Below are 24,803 nucleotides of genomic sequence, written 5' to 3'. Positions count from 1 at the left end.
TTACCAAAACTTATAAAGGAGAGAGTGAAAATATAAGTTTTGAATATGGCGTAAATATACTAAAAGTTTTGATTTGGCAATAGAAATACCTCAAGTGGTTTATTTAGTAGACTCCCTCTCAATGAGGTCTGTCTCAATAACAATAGTTTCATAATGTTCTTCGTAAGACTCATCTTCCTCCTCTTCCTCTTGTTCTAGTCTATTAATCAATAACTCTGCTGCAGATTCTCCTATTTTTTGGCCATGCTGACTAATGGTTGTAAGACTTGGCGTGCAGTGTTTGGAAAGTACTCCATCACTAAAACTTACTACTTGTAGAGATCCTGGAATATCCAGACCCATCTTTCGAGCCACCTTTATCGCTGTAACTGCATAGAGTTCATTTACCGCAAAAACACCATCTATATGTTTATTGGCTTTAAACATTTCTTGAATTTCAGCTTCCAATTCGTCTAAATGATCATCTGAAAGTAATTTATCTTCAACCTTTAAAATCAAAGATGATTTTGGCTCCATTTTATGATCTTCTAAAGCTTTCAAATAGCCTTGAGTTCTTAGCTTACCAACACTAACATAATCTTTTGTAGTGATGATTGCTATCTGTTTACAACCATTGCTAATTAGTTTCTCTACAGCCTTATGAGCGCCTTTGGCATCATCTACAATTACTTTATCACAAGCAATATCATTTACAACACGGTCAAACATCACAATGGGCATGCCTTGATTAATGGTTTCGGTAAAATGATGGTAGTCCTGCTGCTGTAATGTTTCCTTCGAAATAGATAGTATAAATCCATCAATGCTCCCATTGGCCAACATTTGCATATTGAGCACTTCTTTATCAAAACTCTCATTTGAAAGTCCTACAATAACATTATAACCACGTTTATTGGCTACCAGCTCAATCCCAGTAATAACCTTAGAGAAAAAATGATGAACAATTTCAGGAATGATAATACCGATGGTCTTGGTCTTCCTGTTTTTTAGACTTAAGGCGATGTTATTAGGTCTATAATTATAAAGTTTTGCGAAAGCCTGAACTTTTTGACGCGTATCTTCACTAATCTCTATACTATCACGTAATGCCTTAGACACTGTAGAGATAGAAACGTCTAACTCTTTAGCTATTTGTTTTAGGGTAACTTTTCTTTTCATCTTAAAAAATGCTGGCTTTTAATTTTTTTGACACCTATATCAAAAAGTGAAATTACTAAAATTTAAACTGACAAAGAAAGCTACTCGATGTTCCGTTTTAACGAAAAATTAGTATCTTAGAATAAAAAAGTGAATTGCTTAATTCTCAAAACTTCTCAACAAAGGCAGTGTAATATTGCAATATTGTTAAAATCAGCTTGTTTTTTATTGTTTTCAGTCAATATTAAAAAAGTTTTTAACACGAAAACGTTTTCGTAACCTAATTAGATTCTGTTAAAGTTTTTAATACATAGATTTTACATAGATTTAACCCTGAGAAGTGAAAATATAACAAAATATTAAGCAACTAACTTTTTTAAAAATCTTCTATGAAAACATTTTTTAATGGCTTTTTACTGATGACATTTTTGATACCTGCACTATTTTTTGGGCAGACGAAAGTATCTGGAACTGTAACAGACGAGGCTAACGCAATGCCTTTACCAGGGGTTAATATTCTTGTAAAGGATACAACCACTGGAGCATCAACTGACTTCGATGGTAATTTCTCAATTACTGTTGCTGAGGGACAAGTTTTAGTCTTTTCATACTTAGGGTATGTCACTAAGGAAGTCACCTATGCTGGTCAACCCGAATTAAACGTTGTTTTAACCCAAGATTCTGGTCAATTGGATGAAGTGGTTATCGTTGGTTATGGTACAACCACTGTAAAGGACGCTACAGGATCATTAGAAAAAATTGATTCTGAAGAGTTCAATAAAGGTGCTATTGTCTCTCCCGAAAACCTTTTAGCTGGTAAATCTGCCGGTGTAAGAGTAACCTCTTCTTCTGGTTCTCCTGGAGCTGGAGCTGAAATTAGAATTAGAAATGGTGGTTCTTTAAGCGGAAACAATAGTCCTCTTATTGTTGTAGATGGTATCCCTTTAAGTGGGCAAAGTCTTAACGCCATTAACCCTAATGAAATTGAAAGCTATACTGTATTAAAAGATGCCTCTGCAACTGCAATATATGGATCACGTGCTACCGCGGGTGTCGTAATCATTACCACAAAAAAAGGAACACGAAATGCCCCACTTAAAGTAGAATATGATTTACAGGTTTCTACTGGAAAGTTAATTGATAAGGTAGATGTTTTAAGTGCTGACCAATTTAGACAGTTCATAATCGATAATGGAGGTAACGAAGATTTATTGGGAAATGCAAATACAGATTGGCAAGATCAAATTTACGAAGCGGCAGAGGGAGGAATTCATAACTTAACAGTTTCTAAAGGATTTGAGAATAGTTCTATTAGAGTGAACTATAACCTTGCCAATCAAAACGGTATTTTATTGACATCACAATACCGAAGAAACGCTCTTAATTTAAATTATGAACACCGCTTATTTGACGATCATTTAAAGGTTAATGTGTCTTCTAAAGGAAGTTTAGTTGACAACAGATTTGCTGATGAAGGTGCCATTGGAAGTGCGCTTTTCTTTGACCCCACTCAACCTGTAGCAGGAAACTATGGTGGCTATTTTGAATTTGAAGATGCTGATGGGGTAAGAAATTTAGCTCCGAGAAACCCTGTATCTCTTTTAGAATTGAGAGACAATAGACAACGTGCAAAAAGAAACATCTCAAACATTCAGTTAGATTACAAATTTCACTTCTTACCAGAGTTGAGATTAAATGTTAATGCTGGTATTGATTATGAGGAATATGATGGCCGTTATTTCACAAATGCTGCCGCAGGATTCAACAACTTAAATGCTAATCAGTTTGCAAGTAGAGGCTCTTATTTTGGCATAAATAAAAACAGGCTTTTAGATTTCTACCTTAATTACAAAAAAAGTTTAAATTCAGTGATAACTTCTGTAGATCTTACTGCAGGACATACTTACCAAAGATTTTATAATATTTCAGAATCTAGAGACTTAAATACAGGAACCGGAGAATTTAATGCCGTGATTCCACCTGTACCTTTTCAATTGATTTTAGAATCTTATTTTGCTAGAGCTAATTTCACTATAGCAGATAAATATATTTTCACTGGAACCTATAGAAGAGATATTACCTCTCGATTTTCACCAGATAATAGAAATGGTAATTTCCCTTCGGCCGCATTCTCTTGGTTAGCCTCTGATGAGGATTTTATAAAAGACTCTGAAACCATTAGTAATTTAAAATTAAGATTGAGTTGGGGTGTTACTGGCCAGCAAGCTGTTGGTGGTGCATTTCCATATCTAGGCGTATATAGTTTGGGAGATTTTCAATCGCAATATCAATTTGGAAATCAATTTGTTCCTACCATTAGACCAGAAGGATACAATCAAAACCTTAAATGGGAGGAAGCCACCATGTATAATGTTGGTATAGATTACGGTTTTTTCAAAAATAAAATTACAGGTACAATTGATGCTTATTATAGAAAAAACAAAGATTTATTGCAATTTGCTCCAGTTCCAGCGGGCAGTAACCTAGAGAACTTTTTAGATCAGAACGTCGGAGAAACAGAGAGTAAAGGTATAGAGCTAGGTATTAATTTCTCTCCTGTTAAAACTGAAAACTTTAATTGGAATGTGAATGCCAACTTTACCGTAAGTGACGTTGAAATCACAAAATTGACACTTTCTGATAATCCAAACTCAATTGGAACACCAACAGGCCCGACACTCTCTGGAGGCGTTGGTAACCTCATCCAAATTAATACTGTAGGAAATCAACCAAATGCATTCTATGTATTTAAACAATTGTATGATAATAATGGACAGCCTATTGAGGGTGCTTATGCAGACCTTAACGGTGATAATATTATCAATGATAATGACAAGTACAGATACAAATCTCCTACACCTAATTCTTTTTTCGGATTTACGTCGAACATGAGTTATAAAAATTTGGATTTAAGCTTTACTCTAAGAGGAAGTTTAGGCAATTACCTTTATAATAACTTTAATTCGGCCAACGGATATCAAGAGGCCCTTTTAAATCAGGTAGGAAACATGCACTACGGAAATGGTAGCACAGATGTTTTAAATACCGGCTTCATTAATAATCAACAGTTTTCAGATTTATATGTTGAAAATGCATCCTTCATGAAATTGGATAACATTTCTTTAGGATACAACATTCCATTTGAAAAAATAAATTTTAGAGCTTCTCTAACCGCGACTAATGTATTTACAATCACTGAGTATTCTGGGTTAGATCCTGAAATTGCGAGTGGAGTTGACAACAATGTTTATCCAAGACCAAGAACTTTTGTTTTGGGATTAAACTTTACATTTTAAAAACTATAAAAAGAAAAATATCATGTTAAACAAAATTCAAAAAATAGCACTGCTTGCTTTCGGTATTTTAGCCATGATTTCATGTACTAATGAAATTGATGACCTTAAACCGATAAACCAAGACACGGCAGACGAAGTTTTTCAAGATCCTGCCTCCTACCGTTCTTTTCTTGCTAAAATTTATGCGGGTATTGCGGTAAGTGGCCAACAGGGACCCGCTGGAAATCCTGATATCAACGGATTAGATGAGGGATTCTCCAATTACTTACGACTGTATTGGATGTTACAACAGTTAACGACAGACGAAGCTGTTATCGGTTGGAATGATGGTACCATTAAAGATCTTCATTACCAAAACTGGACGGCAGGTAATGAATTTATTAGCACCATGTATTCAAGAATCTTCTACCAAATTAGTTTGTGTAATGAGTTTATTCGTCAAACAGAATCTGATAAGTTAGATGCTAGGGGCGTTGATAGCGATTTGAGAGCTCAAATTCAAACCTATAGAGCTGAAACACGCTTTATGAGAGCGCTAAGTTATTACCATGCTTTAGACATGTATAGAAACGTTCCATTTACTACAGAGGCTAGTGAGATTGGTGCTTTTTTACCAGCTCAAACAAATGCTCAAGACTTATTTGATTATATTGAAGATGAGCTGATTGCCATAGATTCAGAATTAGTAAATGCAGGAGAAAATGAATATGCCAGAGCCGATAAAGCTGCTGCGTGGATGTTGTTGTCTAAATTGTACCTTAATGCTGAAGTATACGTTAATACTCCAAGATACACAGATGCTAGACTAACAGTAGAAAAAGTAATTAATTCGCAACAATACACCTTAGAGCCTAATTATGAATACCTGTTTTTAGCAGATAATCACCAGTCTAATGAAATTATCTTTCCTATCGCATTTGATGGATTAAACACCCAGTCTTTTGGAGGAATGACATTCTTGTGCCATGCCCCAATTGGAGGCGATATGTCTCCTGCGGAATTCGGAGTCAATGGCGGTTGGGCCGGAGTAAGAACCACAAGTGCCTTTGTAGAGAAGTTCCCAGGAATGGCAAACTCTTCAGACACTAGAGAATTGTTTTTTACTGAAGGGCAATCTTTAGAAATCAATGATATTTCAAATTTTCAAGATGGCTATGCTATTGCTAAATACAGAAATGTTGATCGCAACGGCAACCCTGGATCTGATCCATCTGGAGATTTCCCAGATACAGATTTCCCAATGTTTAGATTAGCAGATGCTTACTTAATGTACGCTGAAGCTCACCTTAGAGGCGGCGGCGGAGATATGAGTATTGCTGTTGGTTACATGAATGAATTAAGAGAGCGTGCTTATGAAAACAACTCTGCAAACATTACCGCTAGCAGTCTCGATTTAAACTTTATCATCAATGAAAGAGCTAAAGAACTTCAATGGGAATGCCATAGAAGAACAGATTTAGTGCGTTTCAATTTATTCACTGAAAACGGAATTTGGCCATATAAAGGAAATGTACCTAATGGTACAACTACGGCTTCTTTTAGAGACGTATTTCCAATACCAACTTCAGATATCAGTGCTAATCCTAACTTGACACAAAATCCAGGATACTAAAAATTGCTTTAATTATGAAAAATAATATGAAATTTAAAATTTTACTGTTAGCAGTGCTGTCTCTAGGTTTTTTTCTTAACTCCTGCGAAGATGATAATGCTATAATAACAGTTTCTGAAACAAATCCTATAAGTCTATCAGAGCTTTCGGTGTCGATGATAGAATTAGACCCTAACAACCCAGCTAATCCTGCGGTAACTTTTAATTGGGAAGAGGCAGACTACGGATTCCCTGCATCAGAAAATTATGATGTGATCATGGCTTCAGATGCTTCTTTTACTAACCCTGTTGTAGCAACCTCTGCAGCAGGCGCTACATCTGCCACATTATCTATGAATGAATTGAATACCATAGCTGGTACCGTAGGAATACCTCCTTTTGAGTTTAACACGCTTTATGCTAAGGTTGAGAGCTCTATTGGTACACAAAACGGTCTCCCTGTGTCATCGAATGCTATTATGTTTTCTGTTCAACCTTATTTCAACTATGATTTTAAAGATTACTTTTTAGTTGGAAATGGTACCGCGGCAGATTGGAACAATAATAATAACAACCCTCCATTATTTAGAGATGCCGAAAACATTGACCTATACACTTACACCGGGTTGTTTACCAAAGGAGGGGGCGGTTTTACAGATGGAAGATTTAAGCTTTTGGAAGCAAGAGGAATGTGGCAACCACAGTGGGGAACTACCCTATCTGAACCAGACGACCTTATAGAGACCTCAGGAGAAATTGCCGGTAACCCAACAACACAAGATAGTGATCCAGGACGTTTTGGAGTTACTGCAGATGGTTATTATAAGTTTACAGTGAACTTCTCCTCTTTTACTTATTCGATTGAACCCTATGACGCTTCAGGGGCTACAGAATTTTCGAGTATGACCCTCCAAGGTTCAGCTTTAACTGAAGATGCCGTTATGATGCAATTACCGTTTGATTCACATATTTGGTATGTAAATAGCATAAATCTAGCGCCTGGTGATGTTTCCTTCACTACTAATACCGGTGCATCTTGGGGAAGTGACTCTTCATTCTCAGGCTCTGCTACCGAAGGTGGAAATGCAATTCCTGTAATTGTTCAAGATGATTATGAAGTTTGGTTTAACGACCTAACAGGCGATTACATCATGATCCCATTAAATTTATAAAAAATAAGACTATGAAATTTACAAAATTTAGTGCTCTAATACTTAGTTTGTTCTTTGTATTTATGGCATGCGAAAAAGATGAGACTCTAGAGACTTCCTCTCCTGAGGCGCAGTTTAAATTGTTAGAACCAACAATTTCAAATATCAATCTTAATTACAATTTACCAGACAATCCTGCAATGACTATTGTATGGGATAATCCACTATCTTCTGGCACTGACGGGTATGTTATAGAGCTTTCATCTGACAATTCTTTTGAGAGCCCTATGGTTGTTGGCACCTCAACTACTGATCGTTTTACAATGACAGTATCTGAGTTTAACAATACAGTTCTAGGTGCGGGTGCAGACGCTTTTGAACCTTTTACGGTTTACTTGCGTGTTACCTCGGGATCTCTCGTCTCAAACAGTGTAAGCTTTAGTGTATCTTCTTATTCTGAAGCATTACCAATTATCACTTCTCCTGACAATAGTTTCAATTTGGTGTTACTTGAAACCACACCAAACGATACCGCAATTTCTATGTCTTGGGAGGATCCTGATTTTGGAGAAAACAGCTCTGTAGTTGTAAGTTATGATGTGCAATTTGCTCAAGGTGGCACAAATTTCGAAACTATTATTACTGAAACTGCAGGAAATGATACAAGCTTAGAGTTTACTCATGAAGCCTTTAATGACATTGTTCTTAATGCGGGTTTAGCTGCAGAAGAAGCTGGAAGTTTAGACTTTAGAGTGAGAGCAAGCATTATGATGGATGGCGGTAATATGGAACGTATTTCTGAACCTGTTACCATTACTGTTACTCCTTACAGCGTAGAACTTTCGCCAATACTGTATGTCGTTGGTGCCGGTGCCGCAGATGCTGGCTGGTCTTGGGACAATCCGGTTGAACTTCCATTACAAGGAACTGTTTATTCTGGAAATATCAATTTAATTAATGATGCCTTTAGATTCTTTACTGAAGCGACCAACTGGGATACCGGACTAAACTACCCTTATTACGAAGCTGTTGGTTATACAATAGATTCTAATCTGGTCAATGCAATGGATGGGGATAATAACTTCCAATTTACAGGAACTCCAGGAGAATATTTTATTCAAATTGATACCGTTGCTAAAACCATAACTTTAAGTCCTCCAGTAGTAGGCCCAAACTGTAACTTTGATCAATTATACTTAGTTGGAGCAGGAACAGATGCAGGATGGTCTTGGGATAACCCAGTTTCATTACCCTGCACTGGTAATGGTACATATTCAGGCAACGTTACCTTTTCAAATGATGCCTTTAGATTTTTCACCGTTAACAACAATTGGGATTCAGGAACCAACTACCCAGGTTATGAAGGTTCAGGGTATACTATTGATAGTAATTTCACGAATGCTATGGATGGAGATTCAAACTTCTTTTTTAACGGTACCCCAGGAACCTACTTCCTTACTGTAGACGATATCAACAAAACCATAACCTTAGAAGCCGAACAATTAACGTGCGAATTTGAGCAATTATGGCTAGTAGGCGCAGGAATTGTAGATGCCGGTTGGTCTTGGGATACACCTGTAGCCTTACCATGCACAGGTGCAGGAATTTATTCTGGACAAGTCGCTTTACAGAATGATGCGTTCAGATTCTTTACCATAAATAGCAATTGGGATACAGGTATTAATTATCCAACCTATGAAGGTAATGGATACACTATAGACCCAGATCTAATCAATGCCCTGGATGGAGATTCAAACTTCCTATTTGACGGAACTCCAGGAACCTATACCATCACAGTAGACACGGTTAATCTTACGATATCAGTAGATTAAGTATTTAGTAAATCATAAAAAAGGCTATGTTATAATTACATAGCCTTTTTTTTAAACACCTCATTTTGAAATGAAATCTTATTTATACACCTTTTTTCTTTTATTATCTTTTGCTTCTTATGCTCAAGTATCCTTGAGCGTTGGCGCAATTGAGATTGATGAACCTGTTACCATTACTTTAGATATTAATAGTTCAGATAGCAATTGCAATGGATTAAGTAACCCAGCAAAAGTGTATATGCACTCTGGCATTGGAGACAATAGTAACGCCTTTGGTTTTAACGTTATTGGAAACTATGGCCAAGATGACGGTGTTGGTGAAATGACCTCTAACGGTGATGGCACCTACAGCATTACCATTACACCAGAAATCTATTATAATCTTACCGAAAGTCAAGCAGCAACTGCCACGCAAATAGGAATGGTCTTTAGAAATGAAGATGGATCCCAAGAACTAAAAGATGACGGCTGTAATGATTTTATTTTCTCCGTAGGTAGCGTCAATATCAACATCACCTTGCCATCAAGCTCCTTGGCAATAGTGAATTCTGGAGGTAACATATCTGTTAGCGCTACTATTAATTTTCAAGGTTCAGCCACAGTGCAAGGGAGTTTTGAAATTTTCTATAATGATGTCTCCGTAGCTACTGGCACTTGTGGATTTCCTTCATGTAACACAACAATTTCCAACATTACAGAAAGTGGAACAGTTAGATTTGTAGGAACTCCTCCTGGCTCTACAGAAACTGGAGAAGCCATTTTTGAAGTGTTAGTGGCTCCAACTGTTGTTGAAGAAGCCTTACCTACTGGACTTGAAGATGGTATCAATTACGGGACAGATCAAACTACTGCAACCTTAGTGTTAACCGCGCCAGAAAAAGATTTTGTTCAAGTAGCAGGCAGTTTTAACAACTATGCCCCTTCTGATAGTGATTTCATGAAGCAAGACCCAAGCACAGGGAAGTATTGGCTTCAAATCAACGGCTTAACACCTGGTCAAATAGAAACATTTCAATATTGGGTCTACGATCAAACACCCATAGCAAACTCTCAAGTATTGGTTAAAGTTGCAGATCCTTTCTCTACTTTGGTGCTATCTCCTTATGATGACCAATATATTCCAACTAATAGCTATCCTGACTTACCTGCTTATCCAGCAAACCAAAATTATGAAGTAACTGTTCTTCAAACCGGTCAAACACCGTACAACTGGCAAGTCGCTAATTTCAATCCTCCTAAAAAAGAAGATCTTATCGTATATGAGGTTTTGGTAAGAGATTTTGATGCAGATAGAAACTATCAAGATCTTATAGATAAAATCGATTACTTTAAAAATTTAAATATAAATGCCATAGAGCTCATGCCTGTGATGGAATTTGAAGGCAATGAAAGCTGGGGATACAATACATCGTTTCATATGGCATTAGACAAATTTTATGGTACCGAAGATAAATTTAGAGAGCTCGTTGATGTTTATCACCAAAACGGAATTGCCGTAATTTTAGATGTAGCACTTAACCATGCCTTTGGAAGAAATCCAATGGTGCGCATGTGGGTCAATGATCCTGATGGTGATGGCTTCGGAAATCCGAGTAGCGAAAACCCGTACTTTAATGAAACTGCACGTCACAGTTACAGTGTAGGATCAGATTTCAATCACCAAAGTGACTTGACACAAGCTTACACAGAACGTGTGATTAAGCATTGGATAGAAGATTTTAAGATTGACGGTTTCCGCTGGGATTTAACCAAAGGATTTACACAAAACTGCACAGGAAGTGATGAAGGCTGTACCAACGGATACCAACAAGATCGTGTAGATATTCTTAAAGCCTATGCTGATTATTCTTGGTCATTAGATCCTGACCATTATGTGATTTTTGAACACCTAGGTACTGATAATGAAGAACAGGAATGGGCTAATTATCGTTTAGATGAAGACAAAGGGATAATGATGTGGGGAATCATGAATAATGCATACAATGAACTAACCATGGGGTACAACGCCAACATCAATAGAATGGGGCATGAAAGCCACGGATTTGAAGGAAAACGTGTTATGGGTTATGCCGAAAGTCATGATGAAGAGCGCTTGATGTACAGAAATCTGCAGTTTGGAAATAATTCAAATTTTAGCCATAACGTAAGAGACCTAGAAACAGCATTGTCTAGAATGTCTGCTTTAGGAGCTGTTACCATTACCGTTCCTGGTCCAAAAATGGTATGGCACTTTGGAGATTTAGGGATGGACAATTCTATATTTACCTGCTTTAACGGTACTGTGAATGAACCTGGAGGCACAGATGGTGATTGCAAATTAGACACCAAGCCACAACCACAATGGACGGAAAACTGGCTGAACGATGCCAGTCGAAATCAAATTTACAATGATTGGGCAAGGTTGAATGCGCTTAAAATAAACGAGCCTGTTTTTGAAGGTGATTATACGATTACTTCTGGCGCTTTAACCCCAAGAATTGACGTCTTTGACACCGCTTTACCTACTACTCAACTGAGAAACGTGATTGTATTGGCAAATTTTGATGTGACTACAAGAACTATCAATACCAATTTCCCTACGGAAGGCACATGGTATGATCTTATGGACGCGTCTGGAAATACAACTTATAGCGGGGCAACCATCAACATTCCTGCTGGACAGTTTAGAATTTTCGGTAATCAACCAGCAACCTTAACTGTAGATCAGGTTGCTACTGAAACCACATTCGGTATTTTTCCAAATCCGGCAAACAGTGCTTTCAAAATCAATAAAGCCATCAGCCAATTAGAAATTTTTGATATTACAGGAAAATTAATCAAATCATTTCAAGGCGACTTTTCTCAAAATGATGCTTTCAACATTTCTAATCTTAACCAAGGCCTATACCTTGTTAAAATCAAGAACAATAACGGCGCATTTCTAACCTCGAAATTGATCAAACAATAAACCAATTACCAATACTAGTCTTTAAAGCCTCTTGTGATATTACAAGAGGCTTTTTTTAATGAATTACCTCTGGTTGTGATAAAATACAGCGCTCATTTAAAGCAGTTCTATTAGTATAAAAACCGGTAGGTACTTGTCTTCTATACTAAGGAAGTTGTTTAACTTTAGTTCATAAAAAACGCACGTTACAATGACACTTTACAATTTTAAATTTATCTGGATAGCCTCTATTTTTTGTATCATAAATCAGGGCTGTTCAAGCTCCGACAAAAATGACGATTCCAGTATTGATGATGATGTGGTTGTTGACCCAACAGACGACGGCGTTGCAGAACCACCACAATCCATAGATTTTTATTATGGTGCCGACTTATCGTATGTTAATGAAATGGAAGATTGTAATGCCTCCTATAAAGATGCTAATGGCACCAGCATGGATGTCTATGATATTTTCAAAAATGCGGGCACAAATTTGGTAAGGGTACGTTTATGGCACAACCCTACTTGGACGAACTATTCCAATTACAATGATGTTAAAGAAACGATAGCGCGTGCAAAGGCCAAAGGCATGGCCGTGTTATTGGATTTTCATTATAGCGACACATGGACAGACCCATCACAACAACAAATTCCTGCTGCTTGGGCTAGTGAGATCAATAATACTTCGGCTTTAGGAGCGCTGCTTTATAATTACACCTATACTACCTTAAATGATCTGGCGGCTTTAAACTTATTGCCTGAAATTGTTCAAGTGGGCAATGAAATTAACGCCATGATCCTACAGGATGGTGAGCTCGTCTGGCCTATTGATTGGGCGCGTAATGCATCACTTATTAATCAAGGGATTGATGCCGTAAGGGATATTTCCGCAGAAAACAATGCCGATATTGAAGTCATGCTCCATATTGCTCAGCCTGAAAATGCACTATGGTGGTTTGAAGAAGCTACTGCAAATGGTATTACAGATTTTGATTGGATTGGCCTCTCCTACTATCCTATTTGGTCAGAATACACCCTCGAAAATGTAAACCAACCCCTTACCTCTTTAAAGAATACCTACGGAAAAAAATTAATGATTGTAGAAACCGCCTATCCTTTTACACTAGACAATGCCGATGCAGCCAATAATATTTTAGGTGCAGATGCATTAGTTAGTGGACATCCTGCAAGCCAGCAAGGACAACTGGATTACCTCAATCAACTTAAAACAATTATGGAGAATGTTGGCGGAGCAGGCATTATATATTGGGAGCCTGCTTGGGTATCTACATCCTGTAGCACGCTTTGGGCACAAGGATCGCATTGGGATAACGCCACGCTTTTTGATCATGACAATAAGGCAACCTTAGGCCTACAATTTTATAATGGCTCTTTAGAGGACTAAATCCAACCTATGAAAATCACCACATATTTCATAAATACCGTTTTAGCTTTATTTCTTTTTAGTTTAAGCGTCAACGCACAGATACGACAGGAAATCACACTTACAAATGGGTGGAAATTCAATAAAGGCCAACACCATAATGCAAAATCTCCAGAATTTGACGATGCCAATTGGGAGTCTGTTACCGTGCCTCATGATTGGGCCATTTACGGTCCTTTTGACAAAGAGGTTGACAAGCAAATTGTAGCCATAGAACAAAATGGCGAACAAATTGCTTCTGAAAAAACAGGCAGAACTGGTGCATTACCTTACATTGGAGAAGCTTGGTACAGACATCCATTTTCGCTACCAAATTTTGATGATACCAAAAAAGTATTGATTGTTTTTGAAGGTGCCATGAGCGAGCCAGAAGTTTTTTTAAATGGCAACAAGATTGGAGAATGGAAATATGGTTATAGCTATTTCTATTTTGATATCACAGAACACATAAACGGCAATAACACTAATCTGCTCGCTGTAAAATTAAACAATCTTGGTCTATCGTCACGTTGGTACCCTGGGGCTGGACTCTATCGCAATGTGAGCATTGTTGTTAAAGATAAATCGAGTATTAACCAATGGGGTACGTTTATCACCACACCCTTTATAGCGTCTAATTTGGCAAAAGTGAACGTCAAAACTGAGGTGTCTGGAGCAAACTTGCGCTTGCTCACCGAGGTCTATGATGCCCAAGACCATAAAGTAAGCACCAATGAAACAGAACAAATTTTCGGAAATACCTTTGAGCAAAATTTAGCGGTTGAAAATCCAAACCTATGGAGCCCAGAAAACCCGTATTTATATACCGCCGTAATAAAATTATTTGATGGTAATGAGTTAAAGGATGAAGTCACAAAACGATTTGGCATACGCGACATTAAGTACGAGCCCAATAAGGGCTTTAGTTTAAACGGAGAAGTCAGAAAATTTAAAGGCGTTTGTCTTCACCACGATTTAGGTCCGTTGGGAACTGCAATCAATACCGCTGCCTTAAGACGACAATTGCGCATTTTAAAAGACATGGGCTGTGATGCCATAAGAAGCGCTCACAACATGCCTTCTCTTGAGCAATTAGAGCTCTGTGATGAAATGGGGTTTATGTTTTTAGCGGAGAGTTTTGATGAATGGGCAAAACCTAAAGTAGAAAATGGCTATAATCGGTTTTTTGAAGACTACGCCGAAAAAGATGTGGTAAACCTAGTACGTGCAACTCGAAACCACCCAAGTATCATCATGTGGAGCGCTGGTAACGAAGTGCCAGACCAATGGGGAAGTGAAGGTGTAAAACGAGCCAAATGGTTACAAGATATTTTTCATAGAGAAGACCCCACACGTCCAGTAACGGTGGGAATGGATCAAGTTAAGGCCACTATGGCATCAGGATTTGGGGCATTATTAGATGTCCCTGGATTGAATTATCGGGTTCACTTATATGAAGATGCTTATGAGGCTTTTCCACAAGGATTTATTTTAGGATCAGAAACGGCATCAACCGTAAGCTCGAGAGGAATTTACAAATTTCCTGTAGAAAAAGCTGCTATGAAAACGTATGACGATCTCCAATCTTCATCTTACGATTTAGAGTATTGCAGCTGGTCCAACCTTCCTGATGATGACTTTGTGCTGCAAGATGATAAGCCTTGGGTAATTGGCGAGTTTGTTTGGACGGGGTTTGACTATTTGGGAGAACCTACGCCTTATGATGAAGCGTGGCCGGCACGAAGCTCTTATTTTGGCATCTGTGATTTGGCTGGCATTCCTAAAGATCGATTTTACCTCTATAGAAGTCGTTGGAATACAACAGATGAAACATTACACATTCTTCCGCATTGGAATTGGCCAGAACGCCAAGGTAAAACAACTCCAGTTTTTGTTTATACCAATTACGATAGTGCCGAATTATTTTTAAACGGCGAAAGCTTGGGCGTTCAGTATAAAAATAAAAGTACGCCACAAAATCGATACCGCTTAATGTGGATGGATGTCAAATACCAACCCGGCACATTAAAAGTGGTCGCTCTCGACAAAGATGGAAAACCGGTTGCAGAAGAACAAGTTACCACCGCAGGAACACCAGATCAGATTATTCTTGATCCAGACGTTAAAACACTTACCGCCAATGGTAAAGATCTTGCATTTATAACGGTTTCCGTAGTTGATAAAAATGGCATTCCCTGCCCTACCGCAAGCACGCCACTTTCTTTTAAAGTTAATGGTGCCGGAAACTTCAAAGCGGTTTGCAATGGCGATCCGACATCTTTGGAACCGTTTCACTTACCCACAATGCAACTTTTTAGCGGAAAATTAGTGGTAATTATTGAATCTATTGAAAAGGCTGGCTCTATAGCAGTCAAAGTAACTGGGAAGGGATTAAAAACTGGACAATTGGAATTACAGAGCAAATCTCTTAATCCGTAACATTTCAGAAGAAGTCATCATAATAGAAATGCTCATGAGTATTTGCCTTAACACCAAATCACTTTGTGAACCTGTGCTTTTTCCTTAAATTTATTAAAAAAAGAATGCCAGAATTACCAGAAGTACAAGGTTACAAAGTATATATAGACAGTACCTCATTGCATCAACCCATAAAAGCCTTTGAGTGTCGTGATAATAGACTGCTAAAGGTCGCGAAGTCCGAATTTGAAAAAGCGCTTTTAGGAGCAGAACTTACCGCGACAAAACGCATTGGAAAATACTTATTTCTCGAAACCACAGGTCAAAAGATTTTGGTGATGCATTTTGGCATGACGGGAAGACCCAATTACTATAAAGATGTAGAAGACAGACCTAAGTTTGGCCATATTGTACTCACCTTCGAAAATGGTTTTCATTTTGCTTTTGAAAACAAACGTAAATTCGGTTGGTGGAACCTTATCGATTCTATAGAAGATTATAAAAAAGAACACGACTTGAGCGATGATGCGAGAGACCTCAGCTTTGAGTTATTTGCAGCATCTTTAAGCACACGAAAAACCCATATCAAAAAGATCATCATGGATCAAAGTGTGGCTGCGGGCGTTGGTAATTGGATGGCAGACGAAATTCTCTACCAAGCCCAAATTCACCCTAAAACAAAAGTGGAAGACATGGATGAAAGCGCTCTAAGGAAAGTTTTTGATGCCATGAAAGAAGTGATTGAAGTGGCTATAAAACATGACGCCCATTATGACGATTTTCCCAAAAACTATCTCATGCATTTTAGAGAAAAAGGCGGCACTTGCTATCATACAGGTGGACCCATAGAAAAGATAAAGTTGGGAGGACGGGCTACCTATTTTTCCCCAGAATGGCAAAAACTTTAGTTAACAACTCAAGCGCAGTTAAGCTACATAAAAAATCTTTATGACGCTTTCAGGTGAATCTAAATGCAAAGACTCCACATCATTTGAGTGGAGCCTTTAACGCCCTTTATTTAGAATTGGCCAATTATAAGCTCGTTTTTATTTAGGCTGAAATCAGTTCGTCTACCTCACTCTTACTTTTGGCGGCTTTAGTTGAATTGGAAATATTGTCCCATTGTAAGGATTTGCGATAACGAAATGTTTTATTATGATCAGTAGGATCCATAACCACTAAATACAACCATTCATTATTAAGCAATTCCATAAGATGACTATTCTTCACTAAAATCTCAGACACCCGATTTACCGGAGCTTGAATGATGACCGATAATCTCAAAGGTTGGTGATACATATCATCGTCTGAAGCATACAAAGACTGCAGGGGTAAACCCATTTTAAGATCGCCACCATTGCCTTGAACTACTCCAAACTTACCCGTAATATTATGGGTTATTTTAGAGCCTCCGCCATAGGTATTGTTATCTACTGTTGAAAAATAATAATGACTATTGATCCATTGCGTTACCACCATTGGGCCTTGCATAATCCCTTCCAAGGCCTTTCCTTCAAGGTCTAGTTTCCAATCGTAAGAATGAAGAAAACAACGCCCATCAAGATTGCTGTCTTTGGTTAAGCTTCTTGGACCGATTATAAAACCTGCATTTTTGGCAAGCCCCCATTCTGGTCGTGTTTCACTCCAATTACTAGCTTTGTAGTGTGCCAAGGAAATACTTTTCTTGTTCGTACTAAATCGATCTTCAGTCGCTGATTTTTGGGCTTTTAGCAGATTCACTCTTAAATCATCAACCCATTGCTTATGAGAGATTGGTACTTCAGAATCAAAAATTTCAATAGCATCGGTTGTGGTATTGTGCTCTGCACCAATAAAGATCGTGTTATCAGTAATGTTAATGTCATATAAATCACGTAATGCATATCTTACTTCCCAATCGTTAGCGAGTTTTGCGAGCATTCGGGCATTGTGTCTTCCTGGACTTGCCGCACAAGCACCACAATCTAAACTTGAACTAAACGGATTATTTTGAGAATGACTGCCATGGCCAACAAACAGCACTAAAGGCGCAAATTGTTCCCAACCCATGAGATCAAAAGCCGATTTCACAATGGCTACTTTTTCTTCAATTGGAATGCTTGTTTCAACAAGATCATGGTTTACCGATTTTTTAATACTGGGCTCATAAATGGCTTCCATTTTAGACCCCTGTTTTTGTCTATTTTGATAGTGCTTTCCAGAGAACAAGGTTCTTAGCAACAAAGAGATACCGTAAAAAAAGCCAGAACCTTCTACATAACCAAAAGCAGATGGCAGCATGTTTTTCATTCGCTTCTTAAAATAAGCGCTAAACTTTAGCACTTCTGTGCGCTTATTGTAGGTTGAAACTTGCGCCCTCGTTTCTGATCGCGCTGTTTCTGAAACCTTATATGCTGAAGACACAATGGGCGGACACGATTTTCTAGTGATGCCATCAATTTTGTTTTCATAATCCATGGCAATCCCAAAAAAACCAGCATAACCAAATGTCTCATAGTTACCTTGCGATTCCGCATGCCTTCTAATGAGTTCTGATCGAGTATCAATACAAAATACCATTTGTGCATCGGGCAGTCGATCATCAGTAGCGCTCAAGGTAGATGGTACTTCCAAAGTATTGACCAGTTCCTGTTGCCAGCTCTGCTCCCATGCTTTAAGCCAAATATGTTTGAGTTCAAATACAGTATCATCCTGAGCATCCTCAATTTTAATTGGCAGTACAGACCCATTTAATTTTTTAGTGGTCCAAAGGCGAACTGCCAAATAATCCATCAAATTTATGGGGTAGGCTTTTTGCCAATCAGTATGAGATTGTTGGCGGTGTTTTATGTATCCCGTCCAACCAGGAAGCGCAGCCAAGTGATATTTAAAAATAGCATCATAATCAGTTTCTGAATGATTTTTGAGAATGCTCTTTAGTGCGGCTTCGCTTGTTTTGGGAATCTCTTTTAAGGATGTACTGCCCAAATCGGAATCGTAGATTGCCAATAGTCGCCATGCGGCATAAAAGCCATCAGTTTTAAAAGGCATCTCCCACTCTGCCAAACCTTCATCTAAAAAAGCTGCTAACCATTTGGCCATAATGCGATCCACGTCTTGATTGACATTATGCGTTTCGATTGGTTTTTGCGATTCTAGTAGCTCTAGATAATGCGCTGCTGATTTTTCAAAGCCATTATCCTGAAGAATTGTATTTAGAATATTTGCATCAATATGACCATTTTCCCAAGCTTGGCGGTATAATTTTGCATCAGGAAAAACATGCGCGCCAAACTCTTTTTCTGCAACATTAATAGCATCATGAAAAGGGAATGTTTCATATCCCGCCAAAGGATTAGAGGCTACAAACGTATACAGTGGCCAAGTGTTTCCAATTGTTTTTGAAACGTTGTCAATACGTTTTAAAAGATACTGGCTCATCGTTATTTTGATTTATAAGTTAAAACTGTTTTTTTATAGGGCTGAGAAACATTCATTAACTTGACGTAGAGCCAAGGAAGTTTTCGGTAGACCCCTAATTTCATGATAAAAAATCCTATCAAGAATATGATACCAAATGTGATTTGAACTCCAGATAACGGCAAAGGTTCTGCTATCATGGGCATATGCGACATTAATGCCGAAACACCGTTATAAAAGAGCGCATAAACTCCAATTCCTGCCATAAACAGTAACGGTGGCACACTAATCTTCTGAAGAACTGATAAACTCTTTTCTTTTACAATATTATAGGTCGCTTGACCAACGGTAATAGCAACAATCAATGTGAGGAACACACCGCTATCTGTCATTCCCTTACCTGTCCAAAACGCAAAGAGAAAAGCTCCTAAGCCTCCAAATAGCAACACGACAAAAGCTTGAGCTGGTCTGATATGCAGTTTCAGTTGATCTTGAGGTCGGGTTTGCGCAATTTCTTCTCCGGAAGAAAGAAATAAATACGCTTTATAAAACCCATGAAGAATTAAATGTACAACCGCTGCATTGAAAAAGCCAAGGCCGCACTGCATGATCATGAAACCCATTTGCGCTATTGTAGAGCAAGCCAATTTCTGTTTGACATTGACTTGAAGTAACTTGGTGAATTGGGCAATAATGGCGGTAAGCCCTCCAATAATAAAAAGGATATTAAGTGTATTGGAGACAAACAAGAGCGTTGAAAACAAGGCTAGCAAAATACCTGCACCATTAACAAAACCAGCATGCATGAGTGCAGAAGCAGGGGTTGGAGATGTCATTGCCGATAGCAACCAACGGTGAAAAGGATAGATTGCCGATTGTATGAGCGCCGCTATAATCACACAAAGGGCCGATATCAAAACGATATAAAATGGTAGTTGAGACACCGCCAATGACAACCCAATGACAGTAAACTCTCCGCTAACAATCGCTATCAAAAGTAATCCTGCACTTAAAAAACCTGTTCCAAGCAGAAAGTACTTTAATGCAAATTTAGAAGCTTCTCTTGCCTCTCCCCACGTGATATCTATACCTATCAATTTGGACATCAAAACGCCCATTAATGACCAACTTAGCAGCAATAAGAATACGTTATTAGCCATAACCAATAACATTACAGATAGCGTAAAAGCCAAGCATAACCACATAAATTTTGACTGGTATCGAGATCCGTGCAAATAATTACGAGCGTAAGTGGTCACGATGCCACTAAAAAATGTGACAACCGTCCATATCAAAACCGTGAAGCCATCTATTTTAAAGAGGTTCTCGAAGGTCCATTGCGGTACTTGCTTAAAATTTAAAAGTAGGTATAAAAGGTTAGCAGAAAAAAGTAGCCACATCACTAGCGCTATAACATTGGCAGTAAGTAAAGGCTTGACAGTACTTTTTTCTGCGGTCATTTGACCTGTTAAATTAGGATTATCTTTGAGTTTCATTTTGTTCTGTTTCATCATGTCTTCGCTTCATCTCATTTATAGCGGATCATTAACCGACTCGCTGTTGTCTTTATTTTGAGTTCCCCCTGCCCGTAGTTTCACAAAAAGCACCATCAAAAGGATAAACCCACAGACAAGAAGCTTATCTAAGAATACATTATGGCTTACATAGGCTAGGATGATAAAAAGTGCGACCACGGTCATTCCCAATAAAGGGACCAGTGTTGATTTTGAAAAGTTCATCGTTAATTTTTGTTTTAAGGTGTTCATCTATTCTGAAAGACTAATTTTTAGAACCCCGTCAATCTTTAGATCTTTCCCTTCTGACCTGGCATAATCGATAAAATCTCGCGCTACCTCCTTTTCTTTTTCAAGTTCAGCAATACGAAGATCAATTGGGTTGGTATCACATTGGTGATCTCTCTCCCAGTTTTGAAACCTTAAAAACTTATGAAAGTTGATTTTTCCATCAATTAAGCTCATAATAACGTGAGAGGCTTCAGATGTGGTAAAATCACCTTTTACCAATTGAAGATGTTGTGTTGCTTGTTCTTTTTTTACCCGTTCTTTTGTTTCCATTGTTCTGAATTTTAGAATGTGTTACGTTTTAATTTTAATAACGGCACAAAGATTATAGATAATAGTCATTAATTTTTATTTATATTTATTATGCAATACATAAAATAATTTTATGAACTATACGCTTCACCAGCTCACCATCTTTCTAAAAGTTGCCGAATTAAAGAGCATCACCAAGGCATCCGAGAGTTTACATTTAACCCAACCAGCGGTATCAATTCAGCTTAAAAATTTTCAAGATCAATTTCCCATTCCACTAACAGAAGTTGTAGGACGGCAACTTTTTATCACAGATTTTGGATTGGAGATTGCCGCTGCGGCCGAAAAAATAATTAATGAGGTTTATGCCATAAATTATAAAACACTAGCCTATAAAGGACAACTGTCGGGACGTCTCAAACTCTCTGTGGTGTCTACAGGCAAATATGTGATGCCCTATTTTTTAGCAGATTTCATGAAGCAAAACCCTGGCGTCGATTTGAATATGGACGTGACCAATAAAACCACCGTGGTTGAAAGTTTAGAATTAAATGAAGTAGATTTCGCACTTGTATCGGTACTTCCAAAAAAATTGAAGATTGAAAAAATAGAATTGATGCAGAATCAACTTTATTTTGTGGGCTCTAGCCATTCAACATTTAAAAAGGGCACGTCTAAAAAGAAACTATTTGAAAATGCACCGCTTATATACAGAGAGCAAGGTTCTGCTACTAGAAATGCCATGGAACTATTTATATCTAAAAATAAATTTTCAGTTAGAAAAAAAATAGAACTCACCTCTAACGAAGCTGTAAAACAAGCGGTACTTTCTGGATTAGGATGTTCTATCATGCCACTCATTGGTATTAGAAACGAACTCAAAAATGAAGATTTAAAAATCATTCCCGTTAAAGGCCTGCCCATTAGCACGTCCTGGAACTTAATTTGGTTAACCTCAAAAAAATTATCACCAGCGGCTTTGGCCTATCTTGAATTTCTAAACGTAGAGAAAGAGCGCATCATCGCTCAACAATTTGACTGGGTTCAAAATTTTAAGAGCTAGAGAGGGAAAGAAATAAGATTGAAAAATAATTCTCCTTATAATTGGACAGTAAAAATCACAAACAAAAAAAAGACCCTCCTTACATTAAGAAGAGTCTTTTGTGCGGGCGGGGAGACTCGAACTCCCACACCTTGCGGCACTAGATCCTAAGTCTAGCGTACATTTGCCCAAACAGCACCAAAGCCACTCATTTTCAATTGATTATATAATATGTCATTTTCTTTGATATCATCTAATATCAATTGATTTCAACATTTGTTGTACCTATGTTGTACCCAGAGAAACTAATAAATTTGTATCTTTAGGGAAACTTCTTGGTAAACTAAACATTCAAAATTGAATGTTGTACCTATGTTGTACCTGATTTGGCTTTCGTACGCAAAACAGGTCAATTATGTCATCAAACGCTAAAATAGTTCTTCGCAAAAAGCCTAATAAAGAAGGCTTGTATCCTCTTGCCATACGTATTACAAAAAATCGTCGCTCAACATACCAATATATAGGTCACTACATTGAATTGGAAGATTGGGATGAAAAGAATATTCGGGTTAAGAAATCACACATAAATTTCAAAACCTTGAACAATTTGTTATCCTTGAAACTTTCTGAATTAAACAATGCTCTTATTACGCTTCAATCCGAACAAAAAGATGCTTCTGCCAATCAAATTAAGAAGGAAATATATTCCTCCGGTATCAATGCTACATTCTTTGAATTAGCACAAGAACATCTTGACGATTTAGAAAGTACAGAAAAGCTAAATCGTTTATCTACTGATAAAGCGTGGTTGAGCTTTATTATAAAATATCACAATTCGAAACAATTGTCTTTTCAAGAAATTGATGAACGTTTTCTTAAAAAACTGATGTTAACTTTAAAAGTTAAGTACTCCCTGTCTGAAACCTCAATAATGAACATTTTGGTATTTGTAAGGCTATTATTTAACAGAGCAATTAAATACAAAATTGTAAGCAGAGAATTATATCCCTTCGGTGGCGATAAAATAAAAATCAAATTTCCTGAAACTACCAAAGTCGGACTAAATATTTTAGAGATTCAACAAATTGAAAATTTGATAAATCTCAAACCTTCTGAAATGCATACTAGAAATGTTTGGCTTTTTAGTTTCAATTTTGCTGGTATGAGGGTTTCTGATGTTCTACGAACCAAATGGTCAGATATTTATGATAACAGGCTGCATTATAGAATGCATAAAAACGCAAAACTTCTATCATTAAAAATTCCTGAAAAAGTACTAAAGATTTTAGACCAATATAAAGATGATAAAAGAAGTGATGATGATTTTGTTTTCCCTGAATTGAAAAAGGCAGACCCTGAAAATGCGAAAGATTTATATAACAAGAGAAAAACTGCTACAAAGAGGTTTAATGACAATCTAAAATCAATCTCTAAAAAGGCTAAAATAAATAAGAAAATAACGATGCACATAGCACGGCATAGTTTTGGAAATATTGCTGGGGATGCCATTCATCCGTTGATGCTACAGAAATTATATCGCCATAGTGATTTGAAAACCACCTTGAACTATCAAGCCAATTTCATCCATAAAGAGGCAGATGATGCATTGGATAGTGTTATAAACTTTTGAGGAAATAAATAATTGAAGAGCGGATATTTTATTGCTATAAGTAGTTTAGCATATTCAAAATATCCGCTCTTTACGATTTTCAATTACAGATTTAATCTCTCCTAAATAGAAACTAATTTTTAATTGGATTTGCTAATTTTTGATTGAAGCATTTAACTAACATTTTATAAAGTTCTGGATGTTTCTTTTTGAGCAAATCTGGGCGCTCGAAGAAATATTCTGAAGCTACTGCAAAGAATTCTGCTTGGTTTGTACCACCATATTTTCTGATATCAGAATGGTTGTCGTTTATGGCTTCTATTTCCTTATGAATTAAATTCAGCCAAGGTATTGCATATTGATGTTCTAATAATCGCTCTGGAACGCCATCTGTTCTATCATCCAGCTTATCAATAAGGTGTACAAATTCGTGTATGCCTGTATTGCTTTTATCTGTTGTGTTTTGAAAACCGTGGTACAATGCTTTTTTAGATAAAATCATTTGCTTCTCAAAACGTCCGTTTCCAACTATGCCTCCAATGTTTCTTGAGTTATCCTTGCTACTAAATTGCATATCCTCATTAAAATAATCTGGATATAAAAGGACGCCACTTAAATTGGTGTAATGCCATTCTTTAAAACCAAAAACAGGGATTACTGCACTTGCCGTAATTAAAATTTTGTCTAATTCTTCTAATTCAAACTGCACACCATCTATATAAACCTCACTTAAAAATTGCATCATTTTTTGTTGAAAAATAAGCTGCTTATTTTTAGAGAGATTTCTATAAAACAGAACATTATCCATTAATAATTTTTGCCAATGCTCTGGAAATGGCTTTACGGTTTGTCTTTTTGCTTTTCTGTAAAAATGAATAGCAAACAAAAGAATCACCACAAAAATTAACGTATAGACCATATTATA

Annotated in this window: 16 protein-coding genes; 10 read left to right on the top strand and 6 right to left on the bottom strand. The window is 37.3% G+C overall.

Annotated features, from left to right (window positions below; genetic code table 11):
* Positions 1 to 99 precede the first annotated feature (99 nt).
* The gene (locus P176_RS0111865; RefSeq protein WP_026754911.1) at positions 100 to 1,158 is read right to left on the bottom strand and encodes a LacI family DNA-binding transcriptional regulator; all 1,059 of its coding nucleotides are present in this window, start codon (positions 1,156 to 1,158) and stop codon (positions 100 to 102) included.
* 368 nt (positions 1,159 to 1,526) lie between these two features.
* On the opposite strand from P176_RS0111865, the gene P176_RS0111860 reads away from it, so the two are divergent.
* From P176_RS0111860 to P176_RS0111825, 8 genes are all read left to right on the top strand, one after another.
* Positions 1,527 to 4,433, top strand: coding sequence for a TonB-dependent receptor (locus tag P176_RS0111860; RefSeq protein WP_026754910.1), 2,907 nt, complete (start codon positions 1,527 to 1,529; stop codon positions 4,431 to 4,433).
* 22 nt (positions 4,434 to 4,455) lie between these two features.
* Entirely contained in the window at positions 4,456 to 6,045 is a 1,590-nt protein-coding gene (locus tag P176_RS0111855; RefSeq protein WP_026754909.1) for a RagB/SusD family nutrient uptake outer membrane protein, read from the top strand.
* Positions 6,046 to 6,071: 26 nt separating this feature from the next.
* On the top strand, positions 6,072 to 7,196 hold the full coding sequence (locus P176_RS0111850) for a SusE domain-containing protein (RefSeq protein ID WP_156033034.1): 1,125 nt from the start codon (positions 6,072 to 6,074) through the stop codon (positions 7,194 to 7,196).
* Between the two features lie 11 nt (positions 7,197 to 7,207).
* Positions 7,208 to 9,007 carry a SusE domain-containing protein gene (locus P176_RS0111845; RefSeq protein ID WP_081820712.1) on the top strand — a complete coding sequence of 600 codons (1,800 nt, stop codon included), beginning with the start codon at positions 7,208 to 7,210 and terminating at the stop codon, positions 9,005 to 9,007.
* A 70-nt stretch (positions 9,008 to 9,077) separates the two neighbouring features.
* Positions 9,078 to 11,954, top strand: a complete 2,877-nt coding sequence (locus tag P176_RS0111840; protein ID WP_026754906.1) for an alpha-amylase family glycosyl hydrolase — start codon at positions 9,078 to 9,080, stop codon at positions 11,952 to 11,954.
* 190 nt (positions 11,955 to 12,144) lie between these two features.
* The gene (locus tag P176_RS19400; protein ID WP_037348916.1) at positions 12,145 to 13,338 is read left to right on the top strand and encodes a glycosyl hydrolase 53 family protein; all 1,194 of its coding nucleotides are present in this window, start codon (positions 12,145 to 12,147) and stop codon (positions 13,336 to 13,338) included.
* A gap of 9 nt (positions 13,339 to 13,347) precedes the next feature.
* Complete coding sequence (locus tag P176_RS0111830) at positions 13,348 to 15,795, top strand: DUF4982 domain-containing protein (protein ID WP_026754905.1); 2,448 nt, start codon at positions 13,348 to 13,350, stop codon at positions 15,793 to 15,795.
* A 104-nt stretch (positions 15,796 to 15,899) separates the two neighbouring features.
* Positions 15,900 to 16,682 (top strand): Fpg/Nei family DNA glycosylase, encoded by a 783-nt coding sequence (locus P176_RS0111825; RefSeq protein ID WP_026754904.1) that lies wholly within the window; start codon positions 15,900 to 15,902, stop codon positions 16,680 to 16,682.
* A gap of 142 nt (positions 16,683 to 16,824) precedes the next feature.
* Here P176_RS0111825 and P176_RS19395 read toward each other — a convergent pair whose 3' ends face one another.
* The 4 genes from P176_RS19395 to P176_RS0111805 are packed head-to-tail and all read right to left on the bottom strand — an operon-like array spanning position 16,825 to position 21,248.
* Positions 16,825 to 19,194 (bottom strand): DUF2309 domain-containing protein, encoded by a 2,370-nt coding sequence (locus tag P176_RS19395; protein WP_037348915.1) that lies wholly within the window; start codon positions 19,192 to 19,194, stop codon positions 16,825 to 16,827.
* 2 nt (positions 19,195 to 19,196) lie between these two features.
* Positions 19,197 to 20,669 (bottom strand): proton-conducting transporter membrane subunit, encoded by a 1,473-nt coding sequence (locus P176_RS0111815; RefSeq protein ID WP_026754903.1) that lies wholly within the window; start codon positions 20,667 to 20,669, stop codon positions 19,197 to 19,199.
* A gap of 36 nt (positions 20,670 to 20,705) precedes the next feature.
* Positions 20,706 to 20,912 carry a hypothetical protein gene (locus P176_RS0111810; protein ID WP_156033032.1) on the bottom strand — a complete coding sequence of 69 codons (207 nt, stop codon included), beginning with the start codon at positions 20,910 to 20,912 and terminating at the stop codon, positions 20,706 to 20,708.
* 27 nt (positions 20,913 to 20,939) lie between these two features.
* Positions 20,940 to 21,248 carry a hypothetical protein gene (locus P176_RS0111805; RefSeq protein ID WP_026754901.1) on the bottom strand — a complete coding sequence of 103 codons (309 nt, stop codon included), beginning with the start codon at positions 21,246 to 21,248 and terminating at the stop codon, positions 20,940 to 20,942.
* Between the two features lie 112 nt (positions 21,249 to 21,360).
* Here P176_RS0111805 and P176_RS0111800 point away from each other — a divergent pair, with 112 nt between their 5' ends.
* Together P176_RS0111800 and P176_RS0111790 are read left to right on the top strand one after the other, a co-directional pair.
* The gene (locus tag P176_RS0111800) at positions 21,361 to 22,290 is read left to right on the top strand and encodes a LysR family transcriptional regulator (protein WP_026754900.1); all 930 of its coding nucleotides are present in this window, start codon (positions 21,361 to 21,363) and stop codon (positions 22,288 to 22,290) included.
* 394 nt (positions 22,291 to 22,684) lie between these two features.
* A complete protein-coding gene (locus P176_RS0111790) occupies positions 22,685 to 23,899 on the top strand; it encodes a site-specific integrase (protein WP_026754899.1) in 1,215 nt (404 codons plus the stop codon).
* A gap of 112 nt (positions 23,900 to 24,011) precedes the next feature.
* On the opposite strand, the gene P176_RS0111785 is transcribed toward P176_RS0111790, so the two are convergent.
* Positions 24,012 to 24,797, bottom strand: coding sequence for a zinc-dependent peptidase (locus P176_RS0111785; protein ID WP_026754898.1), 786 nt, complete (start codon positions 24,795 to 24,797; stop codon positions 24,012 to 24,014).
* Positions 24,798 to 24,803 lie beyond the last annotated feature (6 nt).

This window comes from Sediminibacter sp. Hel_I_10 (assembly GCF_000688335.1).
Lineage (GTDB): Bacteria > Bacteroidota > Bacteroidia > Flavobacteriales > Flavobacteriaceae > Psychroserpens.
Note: the sequence above shows the minus strand (reverse complement) of the source record. Positions and strands in the feature narration are given on the sequence as shown.